Below are 23,602 nucleotides of genomic sequence, written 5' to 3'. Positions count from 1 at the left end.
GCGTTTTTCGTTAACATCAATTATGAACTTAATAGAAAAGCGAACAAACCGATGCCCAAAATCAGACGGTAAATCACAAACGGTGTCATGCCCATGCGTGAAATCATCTTCAAGAAGAAGTGGATACAGATGTACGCACTGATAAACGATGTGATAATGCCAGTCATTAAGAAACCAACATGGACAGGTTCACCACTGGTCACTAACTTCATGCCTAAGTAGCTACCAGCTAATGTAATGATTGGGATCGACATTAAAAATGAAAAGCGCGCAGCCGCTTCTCGAGTAAAGCCAAGGTAAAGCGCTGCTGTGATGGTCGCCCCTGAACGTGAAGTTCCAGGAATCATCGCTAAGGCTTGAGCAATACCGATAAATACAGCTTTCTTCCAACCCGTTTGGTATTCATCGGCAACGAGTTTAGCGTTTTTGTCTACCCACCATAGCAACAGGCCAAATACGATCGTAGTAGTCGCGATAACGTAAGCGCTACGTAGATACACTTCAATGATGTCTTTCATCAATAAGCCGAACACACAAGCTGGAATCGTCGCAATCACGATCATCCAAGCCAATTTAGCTTCTTTACTGCGATCTCCTTTAAAGATCGAAGCAAATAACGCTTGAAACAAAGTGATTACTTCATGACGAAAATAGATCACGACAGCCATTAATGTACCGACGTGAACAGCAACATCAAAGGCCAGACCTTGATCTTCCCATCCTAAAATAGCGGAAGGCAGGATCAAATGGGCAGAGCTTGAGATAGGCAAAAACTCTGTCAGCCCCTGAATCAGAGCCAAAATAAAGGCTTCAAAATAACTCATGTAAACAACTCAAATTAAAAATGAAAGGAAACGGGTTTGAGCGAATCGACTGGCTGCATAGCATGCCAAATGTCTGCGACTGTGCGTCCATCGCCTGGGATCACTAATTGCGGTTCGAGATCATACAGCGGCTTTGTGACAAAAGGATATTTGTAGATATCACTGCGAGGTAGCTCAGGTTTTTTCTTGGAGACGCGCTCACCGAACAACACTATATCGAGATCCAGTGTTCGATCCTGATACTTTTGCGCGTTTTCTTCGCGTCCCCACTTAAATTCAATCTCGCGTAGTTGATGGCTCAACTCTTCTAATGACAACTCGGTACGCATTGCAACGACAAAGTTGTAGAAATTCTTGCTGCTAAAACCAATAGGTTCGCATTCATATATCGGTGATACGAGGAGATTTTCTCCAAGCCGTTGCAGCTCCTGATACGCAGCAAGCACATGTTGCTCTCTTTCTACGTTCGTCCCAACACCGATATAAGTGGTGATCATGCTCGGCCTCGCTCAATCACCACACCAACAGCACGTGCTTGCGGCACGGCGCCAGGCTTCGCTAGGCGGATTTTCACCCAAGGCACAGAGAAACGCTGCATGATAAGCTCTGCTACTTCTTCAGCCACGCGCTCGACCAATAAGAAACGACCATTTTCAATGTGGTTAAGTACCGCCTCACTCACCTGCGAATAATCCAGTGCATCTTGCACATCATCACTTTTGCCCGCAGGCTTATTATCGTGCGCCATTTCAATATCTAGAACCAACTTTTGTTTGATTTGTTGTTCCCAGTCGTACACGCCAATGGTGGTGATAACTTCTAACTGTTCAATAAAAACTTTATCCAGAGCCATCTTATGTCCTTCTATTACAGAGGTCGGATACCCGTGAGGGGTAATTTGATCGTAGTATTCTATACCTAAGTAACATTTACTTTGGTCATCACAATGTTACTTAGGTATAAACTGCGAAAGCATCTTTATATACAAGAAATCACATAATGCAAGCTCTATCACAGTGAGGATTTCTGCATTATGTAAATTCGGGGTATGATAGCAACTACGCGGGAACCGAGCATTAAATTCCAATCCATCAAGGACTTCTATGGACGCACTGGCACTGATAATGACAATGGCCGCCTATTTATTAGGTTCGGTTTCCAGTGCGGTTTTGATCTGTCGACTCTTAAAACTGCCAGACCCACGCAGTGTGGGATCTAACAATCCTGGAGCAACGAACGTATTGCGTATTGGCGGACGAGGAGCCGCTGTTTCAGTCTTGTTGTGCGATATGCTCAAAGGCACTATCCCCGTGTGGGGCGGATACTTTCTTGGTATCGACCCTATCATTCTTGGCGTCATCGCCATTGCTGCCTGTCTTGGCCACATGTACCCCATTTTTTTCCACTTTAAAGGCGGAAAAGGTGTCGCAACCGCGCTTGGCGCTATCGCTCCGATTGGTTTGGACTTAACAGGATTGGTAATGTTAACTTGGCTGTCAGTAGCCGCGCTATTCCGCTATTCATCCTTAGCGGCTCTCGTCACGGTTTTGGTCACTCCGTTTTATACTTGGATGTTTAAACCGCAATACACGTTACCTGTTGCTATGCTGTGCTGCTTAATCGTATTTAAGCATCATCAAAATATTCGGCGGCTTTTGTCTGGCGACGAGCCAAAAATCGGCGAGAAAAAACTGACACAAAAAAACTCGGCTTAATGCCGAGCTTTTCGTTTAAAGAAGGATGCATTGGTTACGCATGAACTCGATTCAGGAAGTTCAACAACATCTGGTTGACGAACTCAGGTTGTTCTAAACAACTGATATGTCCCGCTTGGGGAATCTCCACCAACTCACTGCCTGTGATGCAGTCTTTCATTAAATAAGATTCAAAAACTGGACGTGGTTTATCTTCACAGCCCACTGCAATTAACGTCGGCAGAGCAAATTTTTCCGAATCCTCAATCACATCCCGGCGACCAAACACCATACGCCCTATGCGAGCTACTTCCACCGCACGCTCACCGTTCAGCTCTTCTAAACTGCGTTTGAATGAAGCGACAAGTTCAGGGTTATCCTGATTGACGTTGTTGGCAAAGAACAGCGGCACAACGGCTTCAATAATTAGCGCAGGCACTGCTTGGACTTGGCTGATGGTATCAAGCATTGCAAAATACTTCTTATACGTAACTTCTGGCTCCCAGCCAATGAAGGTATCCATCAATACCAGTGACTTAACACGTTGCGGCGCTTGAGCCGTTAGCTCTGCTCCCCACATGCCGCCAACAGATAAGCCCACTATCGAGAGCTCTTCGATATCTAAATGATCCATCAATGCCAACATATGTTGTGCATAGTCGGCCAATGACTGTGTCGATGCAGGTGCAGCGTCCGATTCACCATGTGCCCAAAGATCTGGCACAATACAACGGAATGACTGGCTTAAAACCTCAACTTGTGGCGCCCACATTTGGCTATCCCAAAGGTAACTATGACCAAATAGAAGCACAGGGCCCTCACCTTTATCTAGATAAGCAAGTTGCTGACCTTCAATTTCAAACTTATTCATTGTTATATCCATTTCTTATTCTTCCACGTCATCCTAGCACTGAAACAATCGCGAACTGATCGCATCAGTCAGAATGTAAAACGAGGCGGTTCATTGAATAATTAAAAATAAAGGCCTCTGAGGAGCAGAGACCTTTATTACACAGAACCGGTTTCAAACCTACCGCATAAATTTGATTAAGCAACAGGTGTTAGTTGATCAATTGGCCAACGTGGACGAGCCTCTACTGACATATCAGCCACTTCGCCATTCTTCAAGCGCTGCATGCCTGCGTAAGCGATCATCGCACCGTTATCTGTACAGAACTCAGTACGTGGGTAGTAAACTTCGCCGCCAACTTTCTTCGCTAACTTCTCTAACTCAGCTCGCAAACGACGGTTAGCACTCACACCACCAGCAATAACAATGCGTTTCATGCCTGTTTGCTCAAGCGCGCGCTTACATTTAATAGCCAACGTAGCACACACAGCCTCTTCAAATGCCAATGCGATGTCCGCGCGAGTTTGCTCGTCATCACCGTTTGCAGCAATCGTGTTAGCCGTAAAGGTTTTTAGACCAGAGAAACTCATGTCCAAACCTGGCACATTCGTCATTGGGCGCGGGAACTTAAAGCGGCCCGGTGTACCTTTTTCCGCCAGTTTAGATAATAGTGGACCGCCTGGGTAATCCAAACCCATTAGCTTCGCTGTTTTATCAAACGCTTCGCCCGCCGCATCATCAATCGACTCACCTAGAATTTTGTACTCACCGATGCCTCTCACCTCCACCATCATAGAGTGACCGCCCGATACTAATACCGCCACAAACGGGAACGGTGGAGGGTTATCTTCCAACATTGGGGCCAATAGGTGACCTTCCATATGATGAACAGGTACCGCTGGCACTCCCCAAGCATAAGCAATACTGCGACCGATAGTCGCACCCACTAATAGCGCCCCAACAAGACCAGGCCCCGCGGTATACGCGACACCATCGATGTCTTTTGAAGTTAAGTTCGCTTCTTTTAGTGCCTCTTTAATAAGAGGAATGGTTTTCTTTACGTGGTCACGTGAAGCCAACTCAGGCACCACACCGCCGTAATCTGCGTGCAGTTTTACTTGGCTGTATAGCTTGTGTGACAAGAGACCGTTTTCATCGTCATAAATTGCGATGCCAGTCTCGTCACAAGAGGTTTCAATACCAATAATGCGCATGGTTTTCTCAGTATGCTTTCTGTATAGAGGAAATTTGGGCGTCATATTACCTCGCCTTGGTGCTGCAAACAAATTTTGTACAGACAATAATCGACAAAAGGCTTTACAAAGTAGTTGTGATCGGATTAAAATTCCGCACCATTTTTGATCAAGCTGGTAAGAGACCTAACAATTGTGATTTGGTCTGTTGAATACCAGCGTTAACGAATAACCCCTGAGGTGAAAGGCATATGCCAGTAGTTAAAGTACGTGAAAACGAACCGTTCGACGTTGCTCTACGTCGTTTTAAGCGCTCTTGCGAAAAAGCAGGTATCCTTTCTGAAGTGCGTCGTCGTGAGCACTACGAAAAACCAACTACAGTTCGCAAACGCGCTAAAGCAGCAGCTCAAAAGCGTCACGCTAAGAAGCTAGCTCGCGAAAACGCTCGTCGCGTTCGCCTGTACTAATAACTGAGCTCCAAAAGGAATTTAGTTATGGCTCTGATTGATCAACTCAAAGAAGAGCAAAAATTAGCGATGAAAGCCAAGGACAAATTGCGCCTTGGTACTATTCGTTTAGCCCTATCAGCAATCAAGCAACGTGAAGTTGACGAACAGATTACTCTGAACGATGACGACATTCTTGCAGTATTGACCAAGATGGTTAAACAACGTCGCGATTCTGTAGCGCAATTTGAAGCAGCGGGTCGTCAAGATCTTGCTGATGCGGAACAAGCAGAAATTACCGTTCTTGAGGACTTTATGCCTCAACCACTGACAGACGAAGAAGTAGCGGCTCTCATCGAGAACGCGATTGCTGAATCTGGCGCAGCTGGCATGCAAGACATGGGCAAAGTAATGGGCGTTCTGAAACCGCAAATTCAAGGGCGTGCAGATATGGGTAAAGTAAGCGGTTTAGTTCGCGCTAAATTGGCTTAAGGTACCCCACCCAATTGCAGCAAGCCGTGCTATCCTTTGGAGCGCACGGCTTGTTTGTATCTGGATGGATGGAATGAAATCAATGGGCAATACGCTCATTCTTTTAAGGCATTCACTCCACTCATCATCTTCTTTTTTTGTTAGGTTTTATGGCTGGACACATCCCTCGCAGTTTTATCGATGACCTTCTAGCTCGACTTGATATTGTCGATATCATCGACGCACGTGTGAAACTTAAGAAAAAAGGCAAAAACTACGGCGCATGCTGCCCTTTCCACAACGAAAAGACACCCTCATTCAGTGTCAGTCAAGAAAAGCAGTTCTACCATTGTTTTGGTTGTGGCGCGCACGGAAATGCCATCGATTTTTTGATGGAATTCGACCGACTAGAATTCGTCGAAGCCATTGAAGAACTCGCTTCATACTTGGGTTTAGATGTTCCTCGAGAACAACGTAGCGGCGGTAATGGTTCGTTTCAGTCAGGCCCACAAGCAAGCAGCAGTGAAAAACGTAACCTATACGACTTAATGGGCAGCATTGCTCAATTTTATCGTAACCAACTCAAACAGCCAGCAAGTAAGGTGGCGATTGAGTATCTAAAAGATCGTGGCCTGTCTGGTGAAATCGTCCAGAAGTTTGGCATCGGCTATGTGGCTGATGAATGGGATTTAGTTCGTAAGAACTTTGGCCAGAATAAAGAAAACCAAGACATGCTCGTCACAGGCGGCATGTTGATTGAAAACGATAAAGGCAACCGCTACGACCGATTCCGTGGTCGAGTGATGTTTCCTATTCGAGACAGACGCGGTCGAGTAATAGGCTTTGGTGGTCGAGTATTAGGTGATGGGACACCAAAATATCTCAACTCACCCGAAACCCCGATATTTCATAAAGGTAAAGAGTTGTATGGCCTATATGAAGTACTACAAGCGTACCGTGAGCCACCACAAATTTTAGTGGTTGAAGGCTATATGGATGTTGTCGCGCTTGCTCAATATGGCGTAGATTATTCCGTTGCCTCATTGGGAACCTCGACAACGGGCGATCACTTGCAAGTGTTATTCAGGCAAACAAGCACCGTCGTGTGTTGTTATGACGGTGACCGCGCAGGCCGTGAAGCCGCGTGGCGTGCCATGGAAAATGCATTGCCTTACCTAACGGATGGTCGCCAGTTAAAATTCATGTTTTTGCCGGATGGAGAAGATCCCGACTCTTATATCCGACAAAACGGAAAACAAGCATTTGAGCAGCAAGTGTCTAATGCGATGCCCTTGTCTGAATTCATGTTCAGCTCATTGACTCAGCAGGTCGATATGAGCACGAAAGAAGGCATGGCAAAACTGAGTACTCTTGCGGTTCCTCTCATTGATAAAGTCCCTGGCGGCACTTTAAGACTATACTTGAGAGAATTGCTTGGCCGCCGTTTGGGTTTGGTTGATGAACGCCAACTACAGCAGCTAATTTCAAAACAAGGTAAAGAGGATAAAAGGCCTCAACCTCATAAAGAAATCAAGCGAACGCCGATGCGAGAAGTGATCGCGTTACTGATTCAAAACCCACAATACGTAAGTATGGTGCCAGATCTAACTAGCGTTAGAGATTTGCCCATTCCTGGTCTAAGTTTATTTGTTGATGTACTTGATAAATGCCAAGCGCATCCCCATATCAACACAGGCCAATTATTAGAGCACTGGCGAAACAGCCAAAATGAGACCCTTCTGTCTCGTCTCGCGAGTTGGGACATTCCACTCGATGAGGACAACCAAGAAGAAATCTTTTTAGACTCACTGGATAAAATTATTGCCCAGTGCGTAGAAAAACAAATTGAAAACCTGCAGGCCAAAGCAAGAAGTGTCGGTTTATCAGCCGAAGAGAAAAGGGAGCTGCTAGCACTTATGCTAGATTTAAAAGCGTAACCCTGTTTAATTAGTCAGCAACGATTTAATTTGTTATAGTAAGTGGTTTGCATTTCGCATACTGATTCCTTCACCAGATTACGAAGTTGGATACCGTCTATGGATCACAATCCGCAGTCACAGCTAAAGTCACTTGTTATTAAAGGCAAGGAACAAGGCTATCTGACCTACGCCGAAGTAAATGACCACCTACCTGCTGAAATCGTAGATTCAGAACAGGTAGAAGACATCATTCAGATGATCAACGACATGGGCATTAAGGTAGTAGAAACTGCTCCTGATGCTGATGATTTAGCACTGAACGATGACACAAATATTACCGATGAAGATGCAGCCGAAGCTGCAGCCGCTGCACTTTCTAGCGTAGAGAGTGAGATTGGTCGTACAACAGACCCAGTACGTATGTACATGCGTGAGATGGGTACTGTCGAACTTCTAACTCGCGAAGGCGAAATCGACATCGCAAAACGTATTGAAGAAGGTATTAACCAAGTTCAATCGTCTGTTGCTGAATACCCAGGCACAATTCCGTACATTCTTGAGCAATTTGACAAAGTTCAAGCTGAAGAACTACGTCTTACAGACCTAATTTCAGGTTTTGTAGATCCAGATGCTGACGACACCGCTGCACCAACGGCAACACACATCGGTTCTGAACTGACTGAATCTCAGTTAGAAGAAGAAGACGATGAAGACGTTGATGACGACGAAGATAGCGATGACGATTCAGATGATTCTGAAGAAGATGTAGGTATCGATCCTGAATTAGCGCTAGAGAAATTCAACCAACTACGCAGCACCTATCAAAATCTTCAATTAGCAATCAACGAGTACGGCTATAACAGCCCGAAAGCAACCGTTGCTAATGAAATGATGCTAGACGTATTCCGCGAGTTTCGTCTAACGCCTAAACAGTTTGATCACCTAGTGAATGAACTGCGTACTGCTATGGATCGCGTTCGTACTCAAGAGCGTCTGATCATGAAGTCTGTGGTTGAATACGGCAAAATGCCGAAGAAATCATTCATCGCGCTGTTCACTGGTAATGAATCAAGTGAAGCTTGGCTGGATGAAGTTCTTGCTTCAGACAAGCCATACGCTGAAAAGATCAAACGTAACGAAGAAGAAATCCGTCGTTCAATCGCTAAACTAAAAATGATTGAAGAAGAGACTTCTCTAAACGTACAGAACATTAAAGACATCAGCCGTCGTATGTCTATCGGTGAAGCAAAAGCTCGCCGTGCGAAGAAAGAGATGGTTGAAGCGAACTTGCGTCTTGTAATTTCTATCGCGAAGAAATACACCAACCGTGGCCTACAGTTCTTGGATCTGATCCAGGAAGGTAACATCGGTCTGATGAAAGCGGTAGATAAGTTCGAATATCGTCGTGGTTACAAGTTCTCGACTTACGCAACGTGGTGGATCCGTCAGGCAATCACTCGTTCAATCGCGGACCAAGCACGTACGATTCGTATCCCGGTACACATGATCGAAACGATCAACAAGCTAAACCGTATTTCTCGTCAAATGTTGCAAGAGATGGGTCGCGAGCCACTACCGGAAGAACTGGCAGAGCGCATGCAAATGCCAGAAGACAAGATTCGTAAAGTTCTAAAAATCGCTAAAGAGCCTATCTCAATGGAGACACCAATCGGTGACGACGAAGATTCGCATCTAGGTGATTTTATCGAAGATACAACGCTAGAACTTCCGCTAGATTCTGCAACTGCAACTAGCCTTAAGGTGGCAACAAAAGACGTGCTTGCAGGTCTAACGCCACGTGAAGCGAAAGTACTTCGTATGCGTTTTGGTATTGACATGAACACTGACCATACTCTAGAAGAAGTTGGTAAGCAGTTCGACGTTACTCGTGAGCGTATCCGTCAGATCGAAGCAAAAGCACTACGTAAACTTCGTCACCCAAGCCGCTCAGAGACTCTGCGCAGCTTCCTAGACGAATAATCGCAGCGCATACAAGCTTTTAGAAATCAAAAAAGGTGACTTTAGGTCACCTTTTTTATTATCTACTGTTCTAAGTGGATAAAAACTAAGCGCAATTGCCCTAGTTGGTATCTAGACACCTTGCAACGCTTCCCCTATAATCGTTGTCCTATTAAGGCCCCTTAGCTCAGTGGTTAGAGCAGTCGACTCATAATCGATTGGTCCGCAGTTCAAGTCTGCGAGGGGCCACCATATTCCGAAAGGCGTAGCAGGTTAATACCTACTACGCTTTTTTTGTATCTTATATCTTTGGGTACAGTTTCGGTTGCGGTAACTCGTCACTAACCTCGTAATAGCTTTTCCTCTTCCCCTTTTCTTTAACCCTTATCTGGCTTTCTATATGTAGCAATGAAACAAAATGTCCGCTCGTGATTTAAACCATTGACCCTCAGACAACTTCTGATAGGATGGACATACAAACGTATGGACGTCTAAAACAAAAAATGGAGCTACAATGAAAAGTATTGGTCACTTAAAGAAACTAGCTTTGATTCTCACGGCAGTAGTCGGCTTAAGCGCTTGTGGAGAAAAAGATGACTCTGTCATTAAAGTGGGCGCGACAGTTGGACCACATGCACAAGTAGTCGAGGCGGTAGCGAAGGAGGCAGCGAAGCAAGGTTTGAATGTCGAAGTCATTGAGTTTTCTGACTACGTGACACCTAATGCCGCTCTTAGCGATGGTAGCATCGATATTAATAGCTATCAGCACCAGCCATTTTTAGACAACTTCAACAGTAGCCATAACGCCCAATTAGTATCAATTGGTCAGTCCATTCTTATGCGTATGGGGCTTTATTCCAATAAGTATCGCTCACTGCAAGAGCTTCCAAACAATGCACGTATAGCGCTTCCAAATGACCCTACCAACGGTGGTCGTGGTCTGTTGCTACTCGCCGATGCAGGTTTAATTGAGCTGAAACAGGGTGTTGGCCATAAAGCCGCCCTAACTGATATCACAAAAAACGCAAAATCATTTGAATTTGTCGAGGTAGATGCCGCTCAGCTACCAAGAACATTAGATGATGTGGACGCGGCTGCGATTACAATGAACTACGTAATGTCTTCTGGTTTAGATCCGAAGAAACAAAGTATCTATCTTGAAGCAAAAGACGCCCCATTAGCAGTCATGGTCATCGCCACTCGTGACGCAGACAAAAATAATGAAGCGTATAAAAAATTCGTTTCTATTTATCAATCTCAAGCGATTCGTGATTATCTCGATCGCACTTTCAAAGGCACAATCGAAGCAGCTTTTTAATCAATAAAGCAGCGAATACTTTGCCCCACGAATCAGATAGAAAAGAGGCTAATGTTTTCTCATAGCCTCTTCTTTTCATTACTCACTAAATCGACTCATTGTCGACTTTCAGCCTCTAACTTCATTGCCAAATAAGCTTGGTCAGCAGAAACCAATTCAGGACGGTTAATCAACTTCCAGAGGAAGTATGGTGGGATTAAAAATACGATGAAGTAGAGAGATTCATGGAAGAAAACATCGGCTATCGTTTGCTGATGCTCCCAAAGTGCCGTCAGTGCGAAGAGCTCTAACATCACGCCTAATACGCCAAAGACGACAGAGACAACAATCGCTAAACCCAGTAGTTCTCTAATAAAGTGCTTGTATGCCATGATACTAATTCCTTCTAGCAATAAGTCATACTAACTTACGCTCATAAGAAAGAAGCCAGCTTGACTATCATCAAACTCCCCTCATCACAGTTAAGAACTTAGTTTTATAAAAAAGTACTTGTATATAGCGTCATCGAAGACTGATTTCCCTATCACAGAGCATAGATACCTCTACAAATAGAAGGTGATGGAACGACCAACTATTGACTATATGAGCGCAACTTTAATCAGATAAGTAATATTGAACCGTCGATACCACTCGTACTTTCTTAATGTAAGGCGTGTTGCTGTCTCGGTCATAAATCGAGAACTGCCCTTGAGTTGCACGTTTGATCTTACCCAGTGAACTCTGTGAGTCTTTCGCAAATTTCTCAGCCACTTCACGCGCATTCTTAGTCGCTTCTTCGATCATGTCTGGCTTCACATCATTCAGCTTAGTAAAGCTGTACTCAACACGATTTGCATAAGGATCTTGGTTAAGCAAAACGCCTTGCTTTCCTAGCTCACCTATTTCATTGATTGCCGCTCGAACAACATCAACACTCTGGCTATAAACCGTAACGGTTCGCGAGGCCAAATAACGATACTCAATGTCTTGCTCGCTCCCATATTGCTGTGCTTTTCTGTCAATGACCGCTGGGGAAGAAAGGGAAACGCTGGTTTCAGGAAGCCCTTTGGCACTTAGAAAGTCCAAAATCAAACGGGTTTGCTGGTCAATTTCATCAAACATGGCTCCCATATCATTACTCGCTAGAGTAAATTGAATCGGCCAAATCACCGTATCAGCAGGATACTCACGCTCCGACAAACCTTTTACTGTCACGACTCTTTCATAGGCTCGGTATTTCACCGCCGTCTGCTGCATAAAATAGCCAAGGATGCCAAGACCAAGTATCAAACTTAGCCCAATCCAAAGTGCTGCTTTATTGGAAACTCGTTCCATTATTTCCCCCTGATAAATATCAACTTAGCTTAATCTTTGTTCTAGATAAGATAGCCTATCTATTGTTTTAAGAGGGAGACATAACGCGAGTTTTGATTCATAGCACAGTGATATACCGTTTTCTTTAGTCAATAAAGCTTCATTGGTTTGTCACCAAAGGCTCATGCTTTTGCCTCTTAACTGTCATCTGTAATTTCTACTATCCAATCAGCAACTTGTACGCTGAGGTAAATATGGATAGTTCAACCCCTTTTCGTCTCCCTCGTAAAACGCCGTTTGGCATTGGTGAAAACGTTGCTGAATGGGCAACCGGTTTAAACCAACTTGATAAGTTCTACGCCCAACGCCCCGTTAATGCCGATACCAAAACTTTTCTCCGCTTCACGCTGGATATCTTAGGTATCGATTATCGCATTGCTCATGGTTCACTCGACTCAGTACCTAAACAAGGAGCTACCGTCATTGTGGCGAACCACCCGCTTGGTTGTGTGGAAGGCGTCATCTTGGCCGAACTCTTGTTGATGGTACGAGACGATATCCAAATTCTAGCCAATCAATACCTGAAAACCGTACCAGAGTTAGATCAGCTCTTCATTGGTGTCGATGTGTTTGAAGGCAGAGACGCCGTCAAATCGAATATGAAGGCCCTCAGAGCGGCTAATAAACACCTCGCAAGTGGCGGCTTATTGCTTGTCTTTCCTGCCGGTGAGGTTTCCCAGTTAGTCGATGCCAAACAGCAACGCTTGGAAGACAAAGCGTGGAGTCGAAGCGTAAGTAGCCTGATCCGCAAAAACAAAGCAACGACAGTTCCAGTATTCATCAGTGGTCAGAACTCGAAACGCTTCTATATGGCAGGGAAAATCCATCCACTTTTGCGTACCCTAATGCTCGGGCGGGAGCTACTGAACAAACATGCACAAACCATCAACTTGTCTTTTGGCCAAGCGATTAAATTCAAAGAGCTCAACACACTTAACGATGATCAAGTGGTGAACTATTTGCGGCTCAACACTTACTTGCTCAATCGTGAAACCCAATCAGTTAAGCCTTCTTCTTCATCAGAACTGCTCTCTCCAATAGCGGCAGGGTTACCCGTAGGCGAATTGCTTGAAGAGCTGAACAACTTACCAAAAGAGTCCAAGCTGCTAACAAGTGGTGAGTTCGATGTTTACTGCACGGAGTCGCAGAGTATCCCTTCCCTACTGCATGAAATTGGTCGCCTACGTGAGCTCAATTTCCGACAAGTTGGCGAAGGGACTGGACTAGCAATAGACATTGACCATTTCGATCATGATTACCTGCATCTGTTTGTGTGGGACAGAGAGAACCAATGCTTGGTGGGCGCGTATCGTTTAGGTCTGGTTGATCAACTGATTGAAAAGCGCGGCGTAGCAGGTCTGTATTCACGAACGTTGTTTAACTATGACCAACGCTTTATCGACCAAATGGGTAAATCCATTGAGATGGGGCGCTCTGTGATTGCACAGCAATATCAAAAGAGCATGAGCGCGCTACTGCTGCTGTGGAAAGGCATCGCAACGTTCGTTCATCAAAACCCAGATTACACTCACCTATTTGGTCCGGTAAGCATTAGCAACGACTATAGTGATACTGCACGCCAACTGCTGGCTCAATCAATGACGCTTCACCACTACGATAACAACTGCGCAGAGTATGTCACACCTTCTAACCCACTTCCTGAGCACCACCGTGACTGGAACACCAGCATGCTCACTGCTCTGGGTGATTTACAGCTATTGTCACGTGTCATTGCCAGAATCGATGAAGGGAAAGGAGTGCCCGTTTTGCTGCGTCAGTACTTAAGCCTCAATGGCAAGCTGGTATGCTTCAACGTCGACCCTGCATTCAATAACGCTCTAGATGGATTGATTATGGTGGATTTGCGCGATGTTCAAGAAAAGACGTTGGCAAGGTATATGGGACGCGAGCAAGCTCATGACTACCTCGTCTATCATACTAAATAGCAACGATGATTAAGAACAGTGATTAAATAGAGAGTTGGGAATCACAAGAAGAACCGTGTGGCGACTCTCTTTATTTACCCTTTCATCAACTAATTAGGCGTGCTCCGTGAAGTGCGCCGAAAAGACTCTCATAGATACAATCTATCGAAAGATCTAGATAGCATTTATCTCACCAATTCCGTCACAAACTTTCACAAAAAACAAAAACAGATCCAGGTCACACTTTAAATCCACCACAACTCAACACAAAACGTGACATTGATCATTACAAGTATTTAATTCGAATTTCAAAAAAAATCAAAAGTGATCAAAGTCACAAAGTATTTTGATTTTAAATTTGTCAGAAGATCGGATTGATCACTAAGATTTTTATTGACAGATTTAAAAGTGGCTTTTTGTTATTAAGTTACAAGTTAATAAGTTGAACTTGGTCACTTAAAAACCGTTTCTCAGCCTAAGAAATGCGGGCGTAGATCACGAAAAACCCGTTGTCAGTTCCAATTGGAAAATGTGTGGTAAATTGATTGGGTACTAAGCAATCAAACAAACGGTTTTGGCGAACCGTTTACTACAACAAGATTCATCAGAACATCGAACGGGGAATTGTTATGATATCACCAGATGCCAAGATCAAGATACAAAATTTTGGTCGTTTTCTGTCAAACATGGTAATGCCAAACATCGGCGCGTTTATCGCGTGGGGCTTTATCACTGCTCTATTTATCCCAACTGGATGGCTACCAAACGAAACGTTAGCCTCTATGGTTGGCCCAATGATTACCTACTTGCTGCCACTACTTATCGGTTACACCGGTGGTAAATTAGTTGGTGGCGATCGTGGTGCGGTAGTCGGTGCAATCACAACAATGGGTGTGATTGTCGGCACCGACATCCCAATGTTTATGGGGGCAATGATGGTCGGCCCAATGGGCGGCTGGGCTATCAAGAAATTCGATAACTACATCGATGGTAAAGTAAAAAGTGGCTTCGAGATGTTGGTTAACAACTTCTCTGCGGGCATCATCGGCATGCTATGTGCGATCCTTGCCTTCATCTTTATCGGTCCATTCGTAAAAATTCTTTCTGGTGGCTTGGCGGCTGGCGTTAACTTCCTAGTTTCTGCTCACCTACTACCACTGACTTCAATCTTCGTTGAACCTGCGAAGATCCTGTTCCTAAACAATGCGATCAACCACGGTATTTTCTCTCCACTGGGTATCCAACAAGCGTCTGAAACAGGTCAATCGATCTTCTTCCTAATCGAAGCAAACCCAGGTCCTGGTCTAGGTATCCTGCTAGCTTACATGGTGTTTGGTAAAGGTACGGCTCGTCAAACGGCAGGTGGTGCATCAATCATCCACTTCTTCGGCGGTATCCACGAGATTTACTTCCCATACATCCTAATGAACCCTCGCCTAATCCTTGCGGCTATCGCAGGTGGTATGACTGGCGTATTCGTTCTAACTATCTTTAACGCAGGTATCGTTTCTCCAGCATCACCAGGTTCAATCTTTGCAATCTTGTTGATGACTCAGAAAGGCTCAATCGTTGGTGTTCTAGCGTCTATCGCAGCAGCAACAGGCGTGTCATTCGCCGTAGCAGCACTGCTAATGAAGACGCAAACGTCAACAGAAGAAGACGGTGATGAAGCAGCACTAGAAAAAGCAACATCACAAATGAAAGACATGAAATCTGCATCTAAAAACGATGCGGTGGTAAACAACCAAAGCAAAGGTGACGTAGACCTAGCGACAGTACAAAGCATCATTGTCGCTTGTGATGCGGGCATGGGCTCGAGTGCAATGGGCGCGAGCATGCTACGCAAAAAGGTTCAAGACGCAGGTCTGAACATCCACGTAACCAACCTTGCCATTAACAGCTTACCAGAGAGTGCAGATATCGTGATTACTCATAAAGACTTAACGGATCGTGCACGTAAGCATGCTCCAAACGCACACCACATTTCATTGACTAACTTCCTAGACAGCGAGATGTACAACCAGCTAGTCACCAAACTACTAGCAGCGCAAAACCAATCCGCAGCCAATGACGACCAAATGGTAAAAGTTTCGCTCGTGGCAGCAAACGACGACAACTTCGAGCCACAGCAAACGTCGGTGTTCCAAATCCAGCGTGAAAACATTCACCTAGGTTTGAAAGCTGCCAACAAAGAAGAAGCGATTCGCTTCGCGGGTAACAAGTTGGTCGAACTTGGCTACGCAGAACCAGAATACGTAGACGCGATGTTTGAGCGTGAAGCATTGGTTCCAACTTACCTAGGCGAATCTATCGCAGTGCCTCACGGCACGGTAGAAGCGAAAGACCGCGTGAAGAAAACCGGCATTGTAATCTGCCAATACCCATCGGGTATCCAATTTACTGAAGACGACGATGATGTAGCGAAACTGGTTATCGGCATTGCCGCTAAGAACGATGAGCACATCCAGGTGATTACCACCATTACGAACGCGCTCGATGAGCCGGAGGCAATTGAGAAGCTAACCAGCACCAACGATGTGGAAGAGATTCTAAACATCCTTGGCGGTCAACAAGCGGCTTAATTACCCCTTTAATTTGCTCCTGAGGCAAATGAGGTCAGCTGTCACCCCCTATGCGGTTGGCCTCCCCCTAGTTTCGTAAGTCAACATTTTAGACATTGGTAGGTAAGAATTATGAAAAACGCAGTTCATTTTGGCGCAGGTAACATTGGTCGTGGCTTCATCGGAAAACTCTTAGCAGATGCAGAAGTCGAGGTCACATTTGCAGACGTTGACGCTCCACTCGTCGACCAACTGAGTCACAAGCAAGAATACAAAGTAAAAGTGGTCGGTACTGAGTGCCAAATCGACACAGTAACTCACGTCACCGCGGTAAACTCAGCCAGTGAAGATGTCATCGACCGCATTGTAAAAACCGACTTGGTAACAACAGCGGTTGGCCCTAACGTACTGGACATCATTGCAAAAACCATCGCTACCGGCATTGCTAAACGCTTTGCAGCAGGTAACGATAAACCATTGAACATCATAGCGTGTGAAAACATGGTTCGCGGCACCACACACCTAAAAGGTGAAGTGTACAAACACTTGGATGAATCATTGCACGCGAAAGCAGACGAACTGGTTGGCTTTGTCGATTCAGCGGTAGACCGTATCGTCCCACCAGCAGAAGCAGCGAACGATGACCCACTAGAAGTGACGGTAGAGAGCTTTAGCGAATGGATTGTGGATGAGCAGCAATTCAAGGGCGAAATCCCTGACATCGCAGGCATGGAAAGAACCAATAACCTAATGGCGTTTGTAGAGCGTAAGCTCTTCACCCTCAATACAGGTCACTGCATTACCGCTTACCTAGGTTGCTTGAAAGGCCATCGTACCATTCGTGAAGCAATTGAAGACCCAAGCATTCACGCTGAAGTAAAACAGGCGATGCAAGAGAGTGGTGAAGTGCTGATCAAACGTTACGGCTTCGACCGTGACATGCACAACGCCTACATCGAGAAGATTTTAGGACGCTTTGCCAACCCTTATTTAGTTGATGAAGTTGATCGTGTTGGTCGCCAACCAATTCGTAAATTAGGTGCAAACGATAGATTAGTGAAGCCTTTACTCGGTACAATTGAGTATGGCACTGAAAATCAAACACTTTTGAAAGGCATTGCCGCTGCGTTGAAGTACACTAACGACACTGACCCACAAGCCGTAGAGCTACAAAACTCATTAAAAGAAGTGGGTGTGAAGAAGACGCTAGCGACATACACAGGTCTTGCAGAAGACAGTGCTGAAGTGGCTCAAATCGAGACACTTTACAACCAACTTTGATTTACCTAGGGGAGCTCGGCTCCCCTTCTATGTCCTTCTCTGCTTGAAGAGTTGGGATAGCTAATAATTAGAAATGTATTCAGTATATGGCAGATAACATCAACGAAACCGAGATCATTGAGCGATTAAACAGCGCACCATCGGTACGAGGCTTTTTCATTGCAGCAGTCGACGTTTTTAACGATTCGATCGACGGGTTGGTGCAAAGAATCTTTCGTAAAGATAACTTCGCTGTTCAATCAGTTGTCGGTCCGCTGCTACAAGACTCTGGACCGCTGGGCGATCTGTCTGTTCGTTTGAAGTTATTGTTTGGCTTGGGAGTGCTCCCCGATGACATTTACCACGACATCGAAGACATCATCAAACTCAAAAACCAACTCAATAGTGACGCTTCAGATTACGAATTCACTGACCCGAATATTCTAGAACCAATTAAGAAACTGCACTTGGTGAAGAAAATGGGCATGGTACAACTGGAAGTCAGCGAACCAGATGACGACATCGACCTTGAGTTTTATCAGCTACAACTGCAACGTCAACAACAAATCATTAAGTCAGGGCTCTCACTTGCCATTGTCGAGATTTGCAATGAGCTCGGCAAAGACAGCCCTTTTTAATCGAAAAACTGGCACGGAAGCCTCCTCAACTCGCCCCCCTTTTTGCACATTCTTCTATACAACGTGCGTGAAAGCCATCACAGTCCATATTCCGATGTCTCTGTAACATCAGACCAATCTATCGCTAGTATTGAAACGGTATCGCATGCTTTCAATCGAAGACACTAAAACTAAGTGGGAGTTTTTCCAGAAACACCACTGGGTATCTCCAGAATTTTCCCGCACTCCCGTCCTCGAGTCGTGGGAGCGTTGCATAAAGCAATGCAGCCCTTACACCTGGTCAAAACCACATATTGCTTCTGGATTTACCTTCTCATCTCTAATGAAGCGCAACGAATATCTCATCGAATGCGCCACGACCGTGCTTGAAGATACCTACGATATGCTTGGTGACGAAGACCTGGTATTGATGGTGACTGACGGCAACGGCTGCGTTCTATCTGTTGTGGGACATAACTCAATGCAACAAGAGATGCAGGCGCTCGGTATTAAACAAGGCTGTTTTCTCTCCGAAGGAAAGATAGGCACAAATGCAGTCAATCTCTGTATCAACACTCATATCCCGTGTGAAGTTTTTGCTGCCGAACATTTCAATCGCCACTTGCACTCTTATGCCTCTGTAGCGGCGCCTGTTTTTGACCAATTTGGCAAATTACGCGGTACAACATGCCTTTTCAGAAAAGCGGAAAGCTATAAGAAAGAAGACTTAGTCATCATCGCGTCGAGCGCGAAAGAAGTCAGCTTGCAAATCCACATTCAGTCGGAACAAGAAAACATGAACCGCCTCACTTGTGCGCATAACGCAACGTTAGAGTGCATGGATGACGGCCTTCTGGCCTGGGATGAAGAGAGCCGTATAACCATGGTAAATCACCAGTCCGAGCGCTTGTTAAACATTAAAGCCAGTCAGGTCTTGGATAAAGAAGTCTTTTCTGTTTTGCGCTTCCCACCGAATGTCCTTACTAGTATTGAGTCAGGTGCGAGCATAAACCGTAAACTCACAACGGTAGAGGTTCGTGGCGAGTTTGTTGAAGCGATCATCACCTTGCGTCCACTCAACGACGGCACACACTTATTGTTCTTGCACCCTATCGATAAAATTCGCGAACTTGCTCAACAACAAATAGGTGGCAGTGCGCGCTATACGTTCAGCACTTTGCCTGTCATTTCACGAAAAATGAAGCATGTCATTACCGTTGCAAAACGGGCCATAAAGTCCAAATCACCGATTCTAATTACGGGTGAAGAAGGTGTAGGAAAAGCCACTCTCGCCATGGCGATCCATAACGAAAGCACTTACAAAGAAGGGCCGTTCATTACGCTCAACTGCCGCTCCATCAATACAGAGCAACTGGTCAAAGAAACTCTGGGGTATGACGAAGGGCAAGGCATGCCTTCAAAGTTTGAGCTCGCCCATGGCGGTACGCTCTTTTTAGAAAAGGTGGAATATCTGTCGCCCGATTTACAAGCCGTGCTACTTAAGTTGTTAAAAACTGGGCTCGTCAGCCGCAGCGACAGTTTGCGATTGATCCCCGTAGATTTTCAACTTATTACCAGCACCGCTTCAGAGATCAGCGAGTATGTCACTCAGCGCTCATTTGGTCGGCAACTTTATTATGAAATCTCCTCGAACGAGCTGCATATTCCGCCACTACGAAAGCGTAAAGAAGACATTGAATTTCTCGTCCAGCAACTTATCAGCCATTATGAACGCCGCCACAATGTGACGATCTCGATAGAGCCAGTCGCACTGGAAGCGTTGATGAATTTTCGTTGGTCAGGCAACAACTCTGAATTAAGAAATCGAACTGAGCGAATTTTGCTTAACCGCAGTTCCAACTTAATCAAGCTGAACGATATTCCTGAAGACATTAAACTGAATTCTCGCCATACCGCAGAAAATACGCCAGTAATCACGTTAGAAGAAGCCGAGAGAAGAGCGATTGTTCAGGCTTGGAATCAGTGTGATGGCAAAATGCATGATATGGCGAAAGCATTGCAAATTGGCCGCACGACCTTATGGAGAAAAATTAATAAGTTTGGGCTGCAGGAGCAAATGAAGCTGTATTAAGTCGTGAATTGGCGTTCCTATAACAAAAGTAAAACCGGCGTAAGCACGCCGGTACAGGTGTACTAACGATAAGGTATCGATTAAACATCGACAGACAACTGACGAATCTGCGCTTTTAGTCCCGGTAGCATGCTCGAACTGGCGCTGAATTTTCGCAACCCCACGCGAAGCAATGTTTCTGTGGCATTTGGATCGCCAGCCATCTCACCACACATACTAACCGGTATGCCCGCGCAATCGCCTGCTGCACACGTGAGCTCAATGGCTTTTAGTACCGATGGTTCAAAGTAGTTCACCAATTCAGCAACAGCGGCGTTACCTCGATCGGCGGCCATAACATATTGAGTCAAATCATTGGTGCCGATAGAGAAAAAGTCGACTTCTTGGGCTAACGCATCAGCATTTAACACCGCGGCTGGTACCTCAATCATAATACCAACGGGCAAATGAGTCGCATCCAAGCCGAGTTGGTTTGCTTGATGCGCCAACAGCACTTTTACTTTTCTCACTTCTTCAACCTGAGCCACCATCGGTATCATCAATTGAATATTCGGTTGCTCGTGAAAGGCTCTCAGAATGGCTCGAAGTTGAGCGGTAAACAATGACTCATGTTGAAGGCACAACCGCACCCCTCTCAAACCTAAAAATGGATTATCTTCTGCTGGCATAGGATAAGCGGCTAAAGGCTTATCACCGCCAACATCTAGACTACGAATCGTAAGTGGCTTATCACCAAGTGCGGCAGCAATATCACGATACACTTGGTATTGCGCTTCCTCAGTCGGCAACTCATCACTGTTTTGAAATAGAAACTCAGTCCGGAATAGACCAACGCCCTCAGCTCCTGATGTTAGTGCATCATCAATATCTTTCGGTCCACCAATATTGGCGAATACTGGAATATGGACACCATCACAGGTGACTGCGGCTTGCTGAGCACTCGCTAGCGCACTTTGTCGGGTGCTTTGCCACTCAATTTGTTGCGCTTCTAATTCCTGCTGTACGGCATCTGAAGGAGAGAACCATAAATGCCCTCGAAAGCCATCAATAGTCACCACTTGACCAGCACGCACAGCATCAAGGCAGCCCTGAGCTTTAACGATGGCAGGAATCCCCATCGCACGAGCAAGAATCGCACTGTGAGAGGTTTTCCCTCCCTCACTCAAACAGATACCAAGCACTTTCGATTTATCAAGCCCGGCCACATCAGAAGGCATCAGGTCGCGGGCCAACAAAATACTCGGTTCCTGAATGTCGATGGCATTAGGCGTTACGCCTGTCATTTCGACCATAACTTGGCGTGCGATATCATGCACATCTGCTTCGCGTTCCCGCATGTACTGACTTTCTGCCTGGCGAAACTCTTCGGCCAACGTTTGCAGTGATTCTACCCAAGCTTGCTCGGCTATCATGCCCGTTTGAATTCGCGACTCGACCGATGCCCATAATTCTGGGTCACTGAGCATCATGCTATGAGCGGAAAATATTTCCCCTTTCGGCTGCTTCGCTTGCTCCTGCAAATGTTGAACAACCACGCCTATCGCACGCTTAACCCGTTCAATTTCATCTTGTTCACTTTGGAAATCACGTTCAGGCACTGCTGGCATTTCATGAGTAAAAAGGACAGCAGGAGCAGTAGCGATACCGTCATTGACTCGAATACCAACAACAGCACCTTCAATCTGATTTGAGGCCATGCCATCGAGCAGAGTATCCGAGCTTTCTTCAGGTTCGACAATGCCTTGCTCAACCGCCTCTTTTTCTCCGAAGTGCTCACTAGCTAAGGCTTCAAATGCCTTGATTGCTTCACTGGATTGAGAGCCGAGTGCGCACAGCGTGATCGTCTCTTGACTACGAACGCCAAGTTTCGCAATGCTGTTCAAGCTTTTCGCGTTCACACGGCGCTCGCCTTTTTTCAACCATAATTGACAGTCGAAAGGCGCGAGTGCACCAACAATGGCCGCAGCGGGACGAGCATGTAATCCATGCGGATTTTGCACTACCCAATCAAATGTCCGTTCTTGCTCAAAGTTCTCTGATACTGGCGCTATCTCAGCGGATGTTAGTGGCTGATCACCAAGATGCTCTTGTTTTACGCTTAACGCATTCTGTGCCTCTTCGACTACCGTCGATAAAGGTAGTCCGGCAGCAGCAGCCACCGACGCCGCCATGGTTCCTTCAACAATAGGTGCCGAGATAAGGGTGACATTTTCCCTCACATGATCATCAATCAGGTCCAGAGCCATTTCCGTGCTAAGCAACGCGCTGCCAAGATCCATCAACACAACAACCCCTTGTTGATCTTGTACCTGCTCAATCGCTTCCATCACGGCAATGGCATCGGTTCCGATCGGGTTCTCTGGATCATCAATCCCAGCAGCAATCGCAAGCTTGGCTTTGCCTTGCGTCATTTGGGTGGCAAGTTCTGCCACCCCTTCTGCAAGTCGACGACTATGAGATACAACTACAATTCCCACCATCTTAATTACCTGCTATTACCTGCTGGAGTGCTTTAATCATTAACAAAGAAGAGGTTGCACCGGGATCTTGGTGACCAATACTACGTTCCCCCAGATAGCTTGCTCGCCCTTTTTTCGCCAACATTTCAATCGTGGCAACCGCGCTCGTTTCTGCTAGCTCAACCATTTCATTCAGTAAGTGATCGGCGCTCATACCATTTTCTAACGACGCCTTCACGCTAACTAAAACGGGTAACCAAACATCACACATGGTTTTATCACCCAGCTCTGCTTTACCACGAGACACCACGCCATCCACACCGCTTTTTAGTGCATCCACCAACTCTTCAAACGTTAATTGCTCTCGGGCTCCGACAGCGGCGGCCGTGCGAATAAACAGCGTGCCATACAGAGGGCCACTTGCCCCACCGACACTAGAAAGCAAGGTCATGCCCGTATTCTTGAGAATGCTGCCGATATTTTGGTCCGCAAATTGCGGCAGTTTTTCCGCGACTTTTTTAAAGCCACGGTTCATATTGAGACCGTGGTCTGCGTCACCAATATCACGATCAAGGTCGGTCAGAAAATCTTGATTCTCTTGATACGTTTTTGCACATAACTCTAGCCAGTGAACGATATGTTGTTTTTCAATTTGCATGTT

At 45.7% G+C, this 23,602-nt stretch carries 20 protein-coding genes and 1 tRNA gene; 12 read left to right on the top strand and 9 right to left on the bottom strand.

The genetic code is table 11. From position 1 onward, the window contains the following. Positions 1–20 precede the first annotated feature (20 nt). The 3 genes from KJB35_RS11875 to folB are packed head-to-tail and all read right to left on the bottom strand — an operon-like array spanning position 21 to position 1,677. Complete coding sequence (locus KJB35_RS11875) at positions 21–824, bottom strand: undecaprenyl-diphosphate phosphatase (RefSeq protein WP_033906080.1); 804 nt, start codon at positions 822–824, stop codon at positions 21–23. Positions 825–838: 14 nt separating this feature from the next. Continuing rightward, a complete protein-coding gene (gene folK, locus KJB35_RS11870; RefSeq protein WP_005387457.1) occupies positions 839–1,321 on the bottom strand; it encodes a 2-amino-4-hydroxy-6-hydroxymethyldihydropteridine diphosphokinase in 483 nt (160 codons plus the stop codon). After that, positions 1,318–1,677 carry a bifunctional dihydroneopterin aldolase/7,8-dihydroneopterin epimerase gene (folB, locus tag KJB35_RS11865; protein ID WP_005387458.1) on the bottom strand — a complete coding sequence of 120 codons (360 nt, stop codon included), beginning with the start codon at positions 1,675–1,677 and terminating at the stop codon, positions 1,318–1,320. Before folB ends, folK begins: the two co-directional genes overlap by 4 nt. A gap of 250 nt (positions 1,678–1,927) precedes the next feature. Here folB and plsY point away from each other — a divergent pair, with 250 nt between their 5' ends. Beyond that, entirely contained in the window at positions 1,928–2,539 is a 612-nt protein-coding gene (gene plsY / locus KJB35_RS11860; RefSeq protein WP_005379857.1) for a glycerol-3-phosphate 1-O-acyltransferase PlsY, read from the top strand. Positions 2,540–2,573: 34 nt separating this feature from the next. Here plsY and KJB35_RS11855 read toward each other — a convergent pair whose 3' ends face one another. Both KJB35_RS11855 and tsaD read right to left on the bottom strand, forming a co-directional pair. Continuing rightward, positions 2,574–3,389, bottom strand: coding sequence for an alpha/beta fold hydrolase (locus KJB35_RS11855; RefSeq protein WP_205461423.1), 816 nt, complete (start codon positions 3,387–3,389; stop codon positions 2,574–2,576). A gap of 176 nt (positions 3,390–3,565) precedes the next feature. Continuing rightward, positions 3,566–4,582, bottom strand: a complete 1,017-nt coding sequence (gene tsaD, locus KJB35_RS11850) for a tRNA (adenosine(37)-N6)-threonylcarbamoyltransferase complex transferase subunit TsaD (RefSeq protein WP_005379854.1) — start codon at positions 4,580–4,582, stop codon at positions 3,566–3,568. A 230-nt stretch (positions 4,583–4,812) separates the two neighbouring features. On the opposite strand from tsaD, the gene rpsU reads away from it, so the two are divergent. The 6 genes from rpsU to KJB35_RS11820 all read left to right on the top strand — a co-directional run bounded on the left by rpsU (position 4,813) and on the right by KJB35_RS11820 (position 10,674). Continuing rightward, entirely contained in the window at positions 4,813–5,028 is a 216-nt protein-coding gene (gene rpsU, locus KJB35_RS11845; protein WP_001145625.1) for a 30S ribosomal protein S21, read from the top strand. Between the two features lie 27 nt (positions 5,029–5,055). Continuing rightward, positions 5,056–5,499, top strand: coding sequence for a GatB/YqeY domain-containing protein (locus KJB35_RS11840; protein ID WP_005379720.1), 444 nt, complete (start codon positions 5,056–5,058; stop codon positions 5,497–5,499). A 149-nt stretch (positions 5,500–5,648) separates the two neighbouring features. Beyond that, the gene (dnaG, locus tag KJB35_RS11835; protein ID WP_005379719.1) at positions 5,649–7,415 is read left to right on the top strand and encodes a DNA primase; all 1,767 of its coding nucleotides are present in this window, start codon (positions 5,649–5,651) and stop codon (positions 7,413–7,415) included. 99 nt (positions 7,416–7,514) lie between these two features. Beyond that, positions 7,515–9,377, top strand: coding sequence for an RNA polymerase sigma factor RpoD (gene rpoD, locus KJB35_RS11830; protein WP_005395986.1), 1,863 nt, complete (start codon positions 7,515–7,517; stop codon positions 9,375–9,377). A 155-nt stretch (positions 9,378–9,532) separates the two neighbouring features. Then, positions 9,533–9,608, top strand: a tRNA-Ile gene (locus tag KJB35_RS11825). 262 nt (positions 9,609–9,870) lie between these two features. After that, positions 9,871–10,674: a MetQ/NlpA family ABC transporter substrate-binding protein gene (locus tag KJB35_RS11820; protein WP_017633488.1), complete on the top strand. Its 804-nt coding sequence runs from the start codon at positions 9,871–9,873 to the stop codon at positions 10,672–10,674. Between the two features lie 95 nt (positions 10,675–10,769). On the opposite strand, the gene KJB35_RS11815 is transcribed toward KJB35_RS11820, so the two are convergent. Both KJB35_RS11815 and KJB35_RS11810 read right to left on the bottom strand, forming a co-directional pair. Further along, positions 10,770–11,045: a hypothetical protein gene (locus KJB35_RS11815; protein ID WP_005383040.1), complete on the bottom strand. Its 276-nt coding sequence runs from the start codon at positions 11,043–11,045 to the stop codon at positions 10,770–10,772. Between the two features lie 223 nt (positions 11,046–11,268). After that, on the bottom strand, positions 11,269–11,988 hold the full coding sequence (locus KJB35_RS11810) for an SIMPL domain-containing protein (protein ID WP_005379714.1): 720 nt from the start codon (positions 11,986–11,988) through the stop codon (positions 11,269–11,271). A 233-nt stretch (positions 11,989–12,221) separates the two neighbouring features. Here KJB35_RS11810 and KJB35_RS11805 point away from each other — a divergent pair, with 233 nt between their 5' ends. From KJB35_RS11805 to dhaR, 5 genes are all read left to right on the top strand, one after another. Then, positions 12,222–13,973 (top strand): lysophospholipid acyltransferase family protein, encoded by a 1,752-nt coding sequence (locus KJB35_RS11805; protein WP_238842881.1) that lies wholly within the window; start codon positions 12,222–12,224, stop codon positions 13,971–13,973. A gap of 608 nt (positions 13,974–14,581) precedes the next feature. Further along, positions 14,582–16,534 (top strand): PTS mannitol transporter subunit IICBA, encoded by a 1,953-nt coding sequence (locus KJB35_RS11800; RefSeq protein ID WP_033906054.1) that lies wholly within the window; start codon positions 14,582–14,584, stop codon positions 16,532–16,534. 111 nt (positions 16,535–16,645) lie between these two features. After that, on the top strand, positions 16,646–17,794 hold the full coding sequence (locus tag KJB35_RS11795; RefSeq protein WP_062730758.1) for a mannitol-1-phosphate 5-dehydrogenase: 1,149 nt from the start codon (positions 16,646–16,648) through the stop codon (positions 17,792–17,794). An 86-nt stretch (positions 17,795–17,880) separates the two neighbouring features. Next, positions 17,881–18,411, top strand: a complete 531-nt coding sequence (locus KJB35_RS11790; RefSeq protein ID WP_005379708.1) for an MltR family transcriptional regulator — start codon at positions 17,881–17,883, stop codon at positions 18,409–18,411. Positions 18,412–18,556: 145 nt separating this feature from the next. Next, positions 18,557–20,482: a dihydroxyacetone kinase operon transcriptional regulator DhaR gene (gene dhaR / locus KJB35_RS11785; protein ID WP_064353603.1), complete on the top strand. Its 1,926-nt coding sequence runs from the start codon at positions 18,557–18,559 to the stop codon at positions 20,480–20,482. 80 nt (positions 20,483–20,562) lie between these two features. On the opposite strand, the gene ptsP is transcribed toward dhaR, so the two are convergent. Further along, a complete protein-coding gene (gene ptsP / locus KJB35_RS11780; protein WP_064353602.1) occupies positions 20,563–22,962 on the bottom strand; it encodes a phosphoenolpyruvate--protein phosphotransferase in 2,400 nt (799 codons plus the stop codon). A 1-nt stretch (position 22,963) separates the two neighbouring features. After that, complete coding sequence (gene dhaL, locus KJB35_RS11775) at positions 22,964–23,599, bottom strand: dihydroxyacetone kinase subunit DhaL (protein WP_064353601.1); 636 nt, start codon at positions 23,597–23,599, stop codon at positions 22,964–22,966. Positions 23,600–23,602 lie beyond the last annotated feature (3 nt).

The sequence above is a fragment of the Vibrio sp. D431a genome, assembly GCF_030248655.1.
In the GTDB taxonomy this organism is placed as follows: domain Bacteria; phylum Pseudomonadota; class Gammaproteobacteria; order Enterobacterales; family Vibrionaceae; genus Vibrio; species Vibrio alginolyticus.
This window is presented reverse-complemented; position numbering and strand designations above follow the sequence as displayed.

Bases quoted from the DNA above. Each gene is read 5' to 3' on its own strand.
- KJB35_RS11875 (WP_033906080.1), bottom strand. From the start codon at position 824: ATGAGTTATTTTGAAGCCTTTATTTTGGCTCTGATTCAGGGGCTGACA.
- folK (WP_005387457.1), bottom strand. From the start codon at position 1,321: ATGATCACCACTTATATCGGTGTTGGGACGAACGTAGAAAGAGAGCAA.
- folB (WP_005387458.1), bottom strand. From the start codon at position 1,677: ATGGCTCTGGATAAAGTTTTTATTGAACAGTTAGAAGTTATCACCACC.
- plsY (WP_005379857.1), top strand. From the start codon at position 1,928: ATGGACGCACTGGCACTGATAATGACAATGGCCGCCTATTTATTAGGT.
- KJB35_RS11855 (WP_205461423.1), bottom strand. From the start codon at position 3,389: ATGAATAAGTTTGAAATTGAAGGTCAGCAACTTGCTTATCTAGATAAA.
- tsaD (WP_005379854.1), bottom strand. From the start codon at position 4,582: ATGCGCATTATTGGTATTGAAACCTCTTGTGACGAGACTGGCATCGCA.
- rpsU (WP_001145625.1), top strand. From the start codon at position 4,813: ATGCCAGTAGTTAAAGTACGTGAAAACGAACCGTTCGACGTTGCTCTA.
- KJB35_RS11840 (WP_005379720.1), top strand. From the start codon at position 5,056: ATGGCTCTGATTGATCAACTCAAAGAAGAGCAAAAATTAGCGATGAAA.
- dnaG (WP_005379719.1), top strand. From the start codon at position 5,649: ATGGCTGGACACATCCCTCGCAGTTTTATCGATGACCTTCTAGCTCGA.
- rpoD (WP_005395986.1), top strand. From the start codon at position 7,515: ATGGATCACAATCCGCAGTCACAGCTAAAGTCACTTGTTATTAAAGGC.
- KJB35_RS11820 (WP_017633488.1), top strand. From the start codon at position 9,871: ATGAAAAGTATTGGTCACTTAAAGAAACTAGCTTTGATTCTCACGGCA.
- KJB35_RS11815 (WP_005383040.1), bottom strand. From the start codon at position 11,045: ATGGCATACAAGCACTTTATTAGAGAACTACTGGGTTTAGCGATTGTT.
- KJB35_RS11810 (WP_005379714.1), bottom strand. From the start codon at position 11,988: ATGGAACGAGTTTCCAATAAAGCAGCACTTTGGATTGGGCTAAGTTTG.
- KJB35_RS11805 (WP_238842881.1), top strand. From the start codon at position 12,222: ATGGATAGTTCAACCCCTTTTCGTCTCCCTCGTAAAACGCCGTTTGGC.
- KJB35_RS11800 (WP_033906054.1), top strand. From the start codon at position 14,582: ATGATATCACCAGATGCCAAGATCAAGATACAAAATTTTGGTCGTTTT.
- KJB35_RS11795 (WP_062730758.1), top strand. From the start codon at position 16,646: ATGAAAAACGCAGTTCATTTTGGCGCAGGTAACATTGGTCGTGGCTTC.
- KJB35_RS11790 (WP_005379708.1), top strand. From the start codon at position 17,881: ATGGCAGATAACATCAACGAAACCGAGATCATTGAGCGATTAAACAGC.
- dhaR (WP_064353603.1), top strand. From the start codon at position 18,557: ATGCTTTCAATCGAAGACACTAAAACTAAGTGGGAGTTTTTCCAGAAA.
- ptsP (WP_064353602.1), bottom strand. From the start codon at position 22,962: ATGGTGGGAATTGTAGTTGTATCTCATAGTCGTCGACTTGCAGAAGGG.
- dhaL (WP_064353601.1), bottom strand. From the start codon at position 23,599: ATGCAAATTGAAAAACAACATATCGTTCACTGGCTAGAGTTATGTGCA.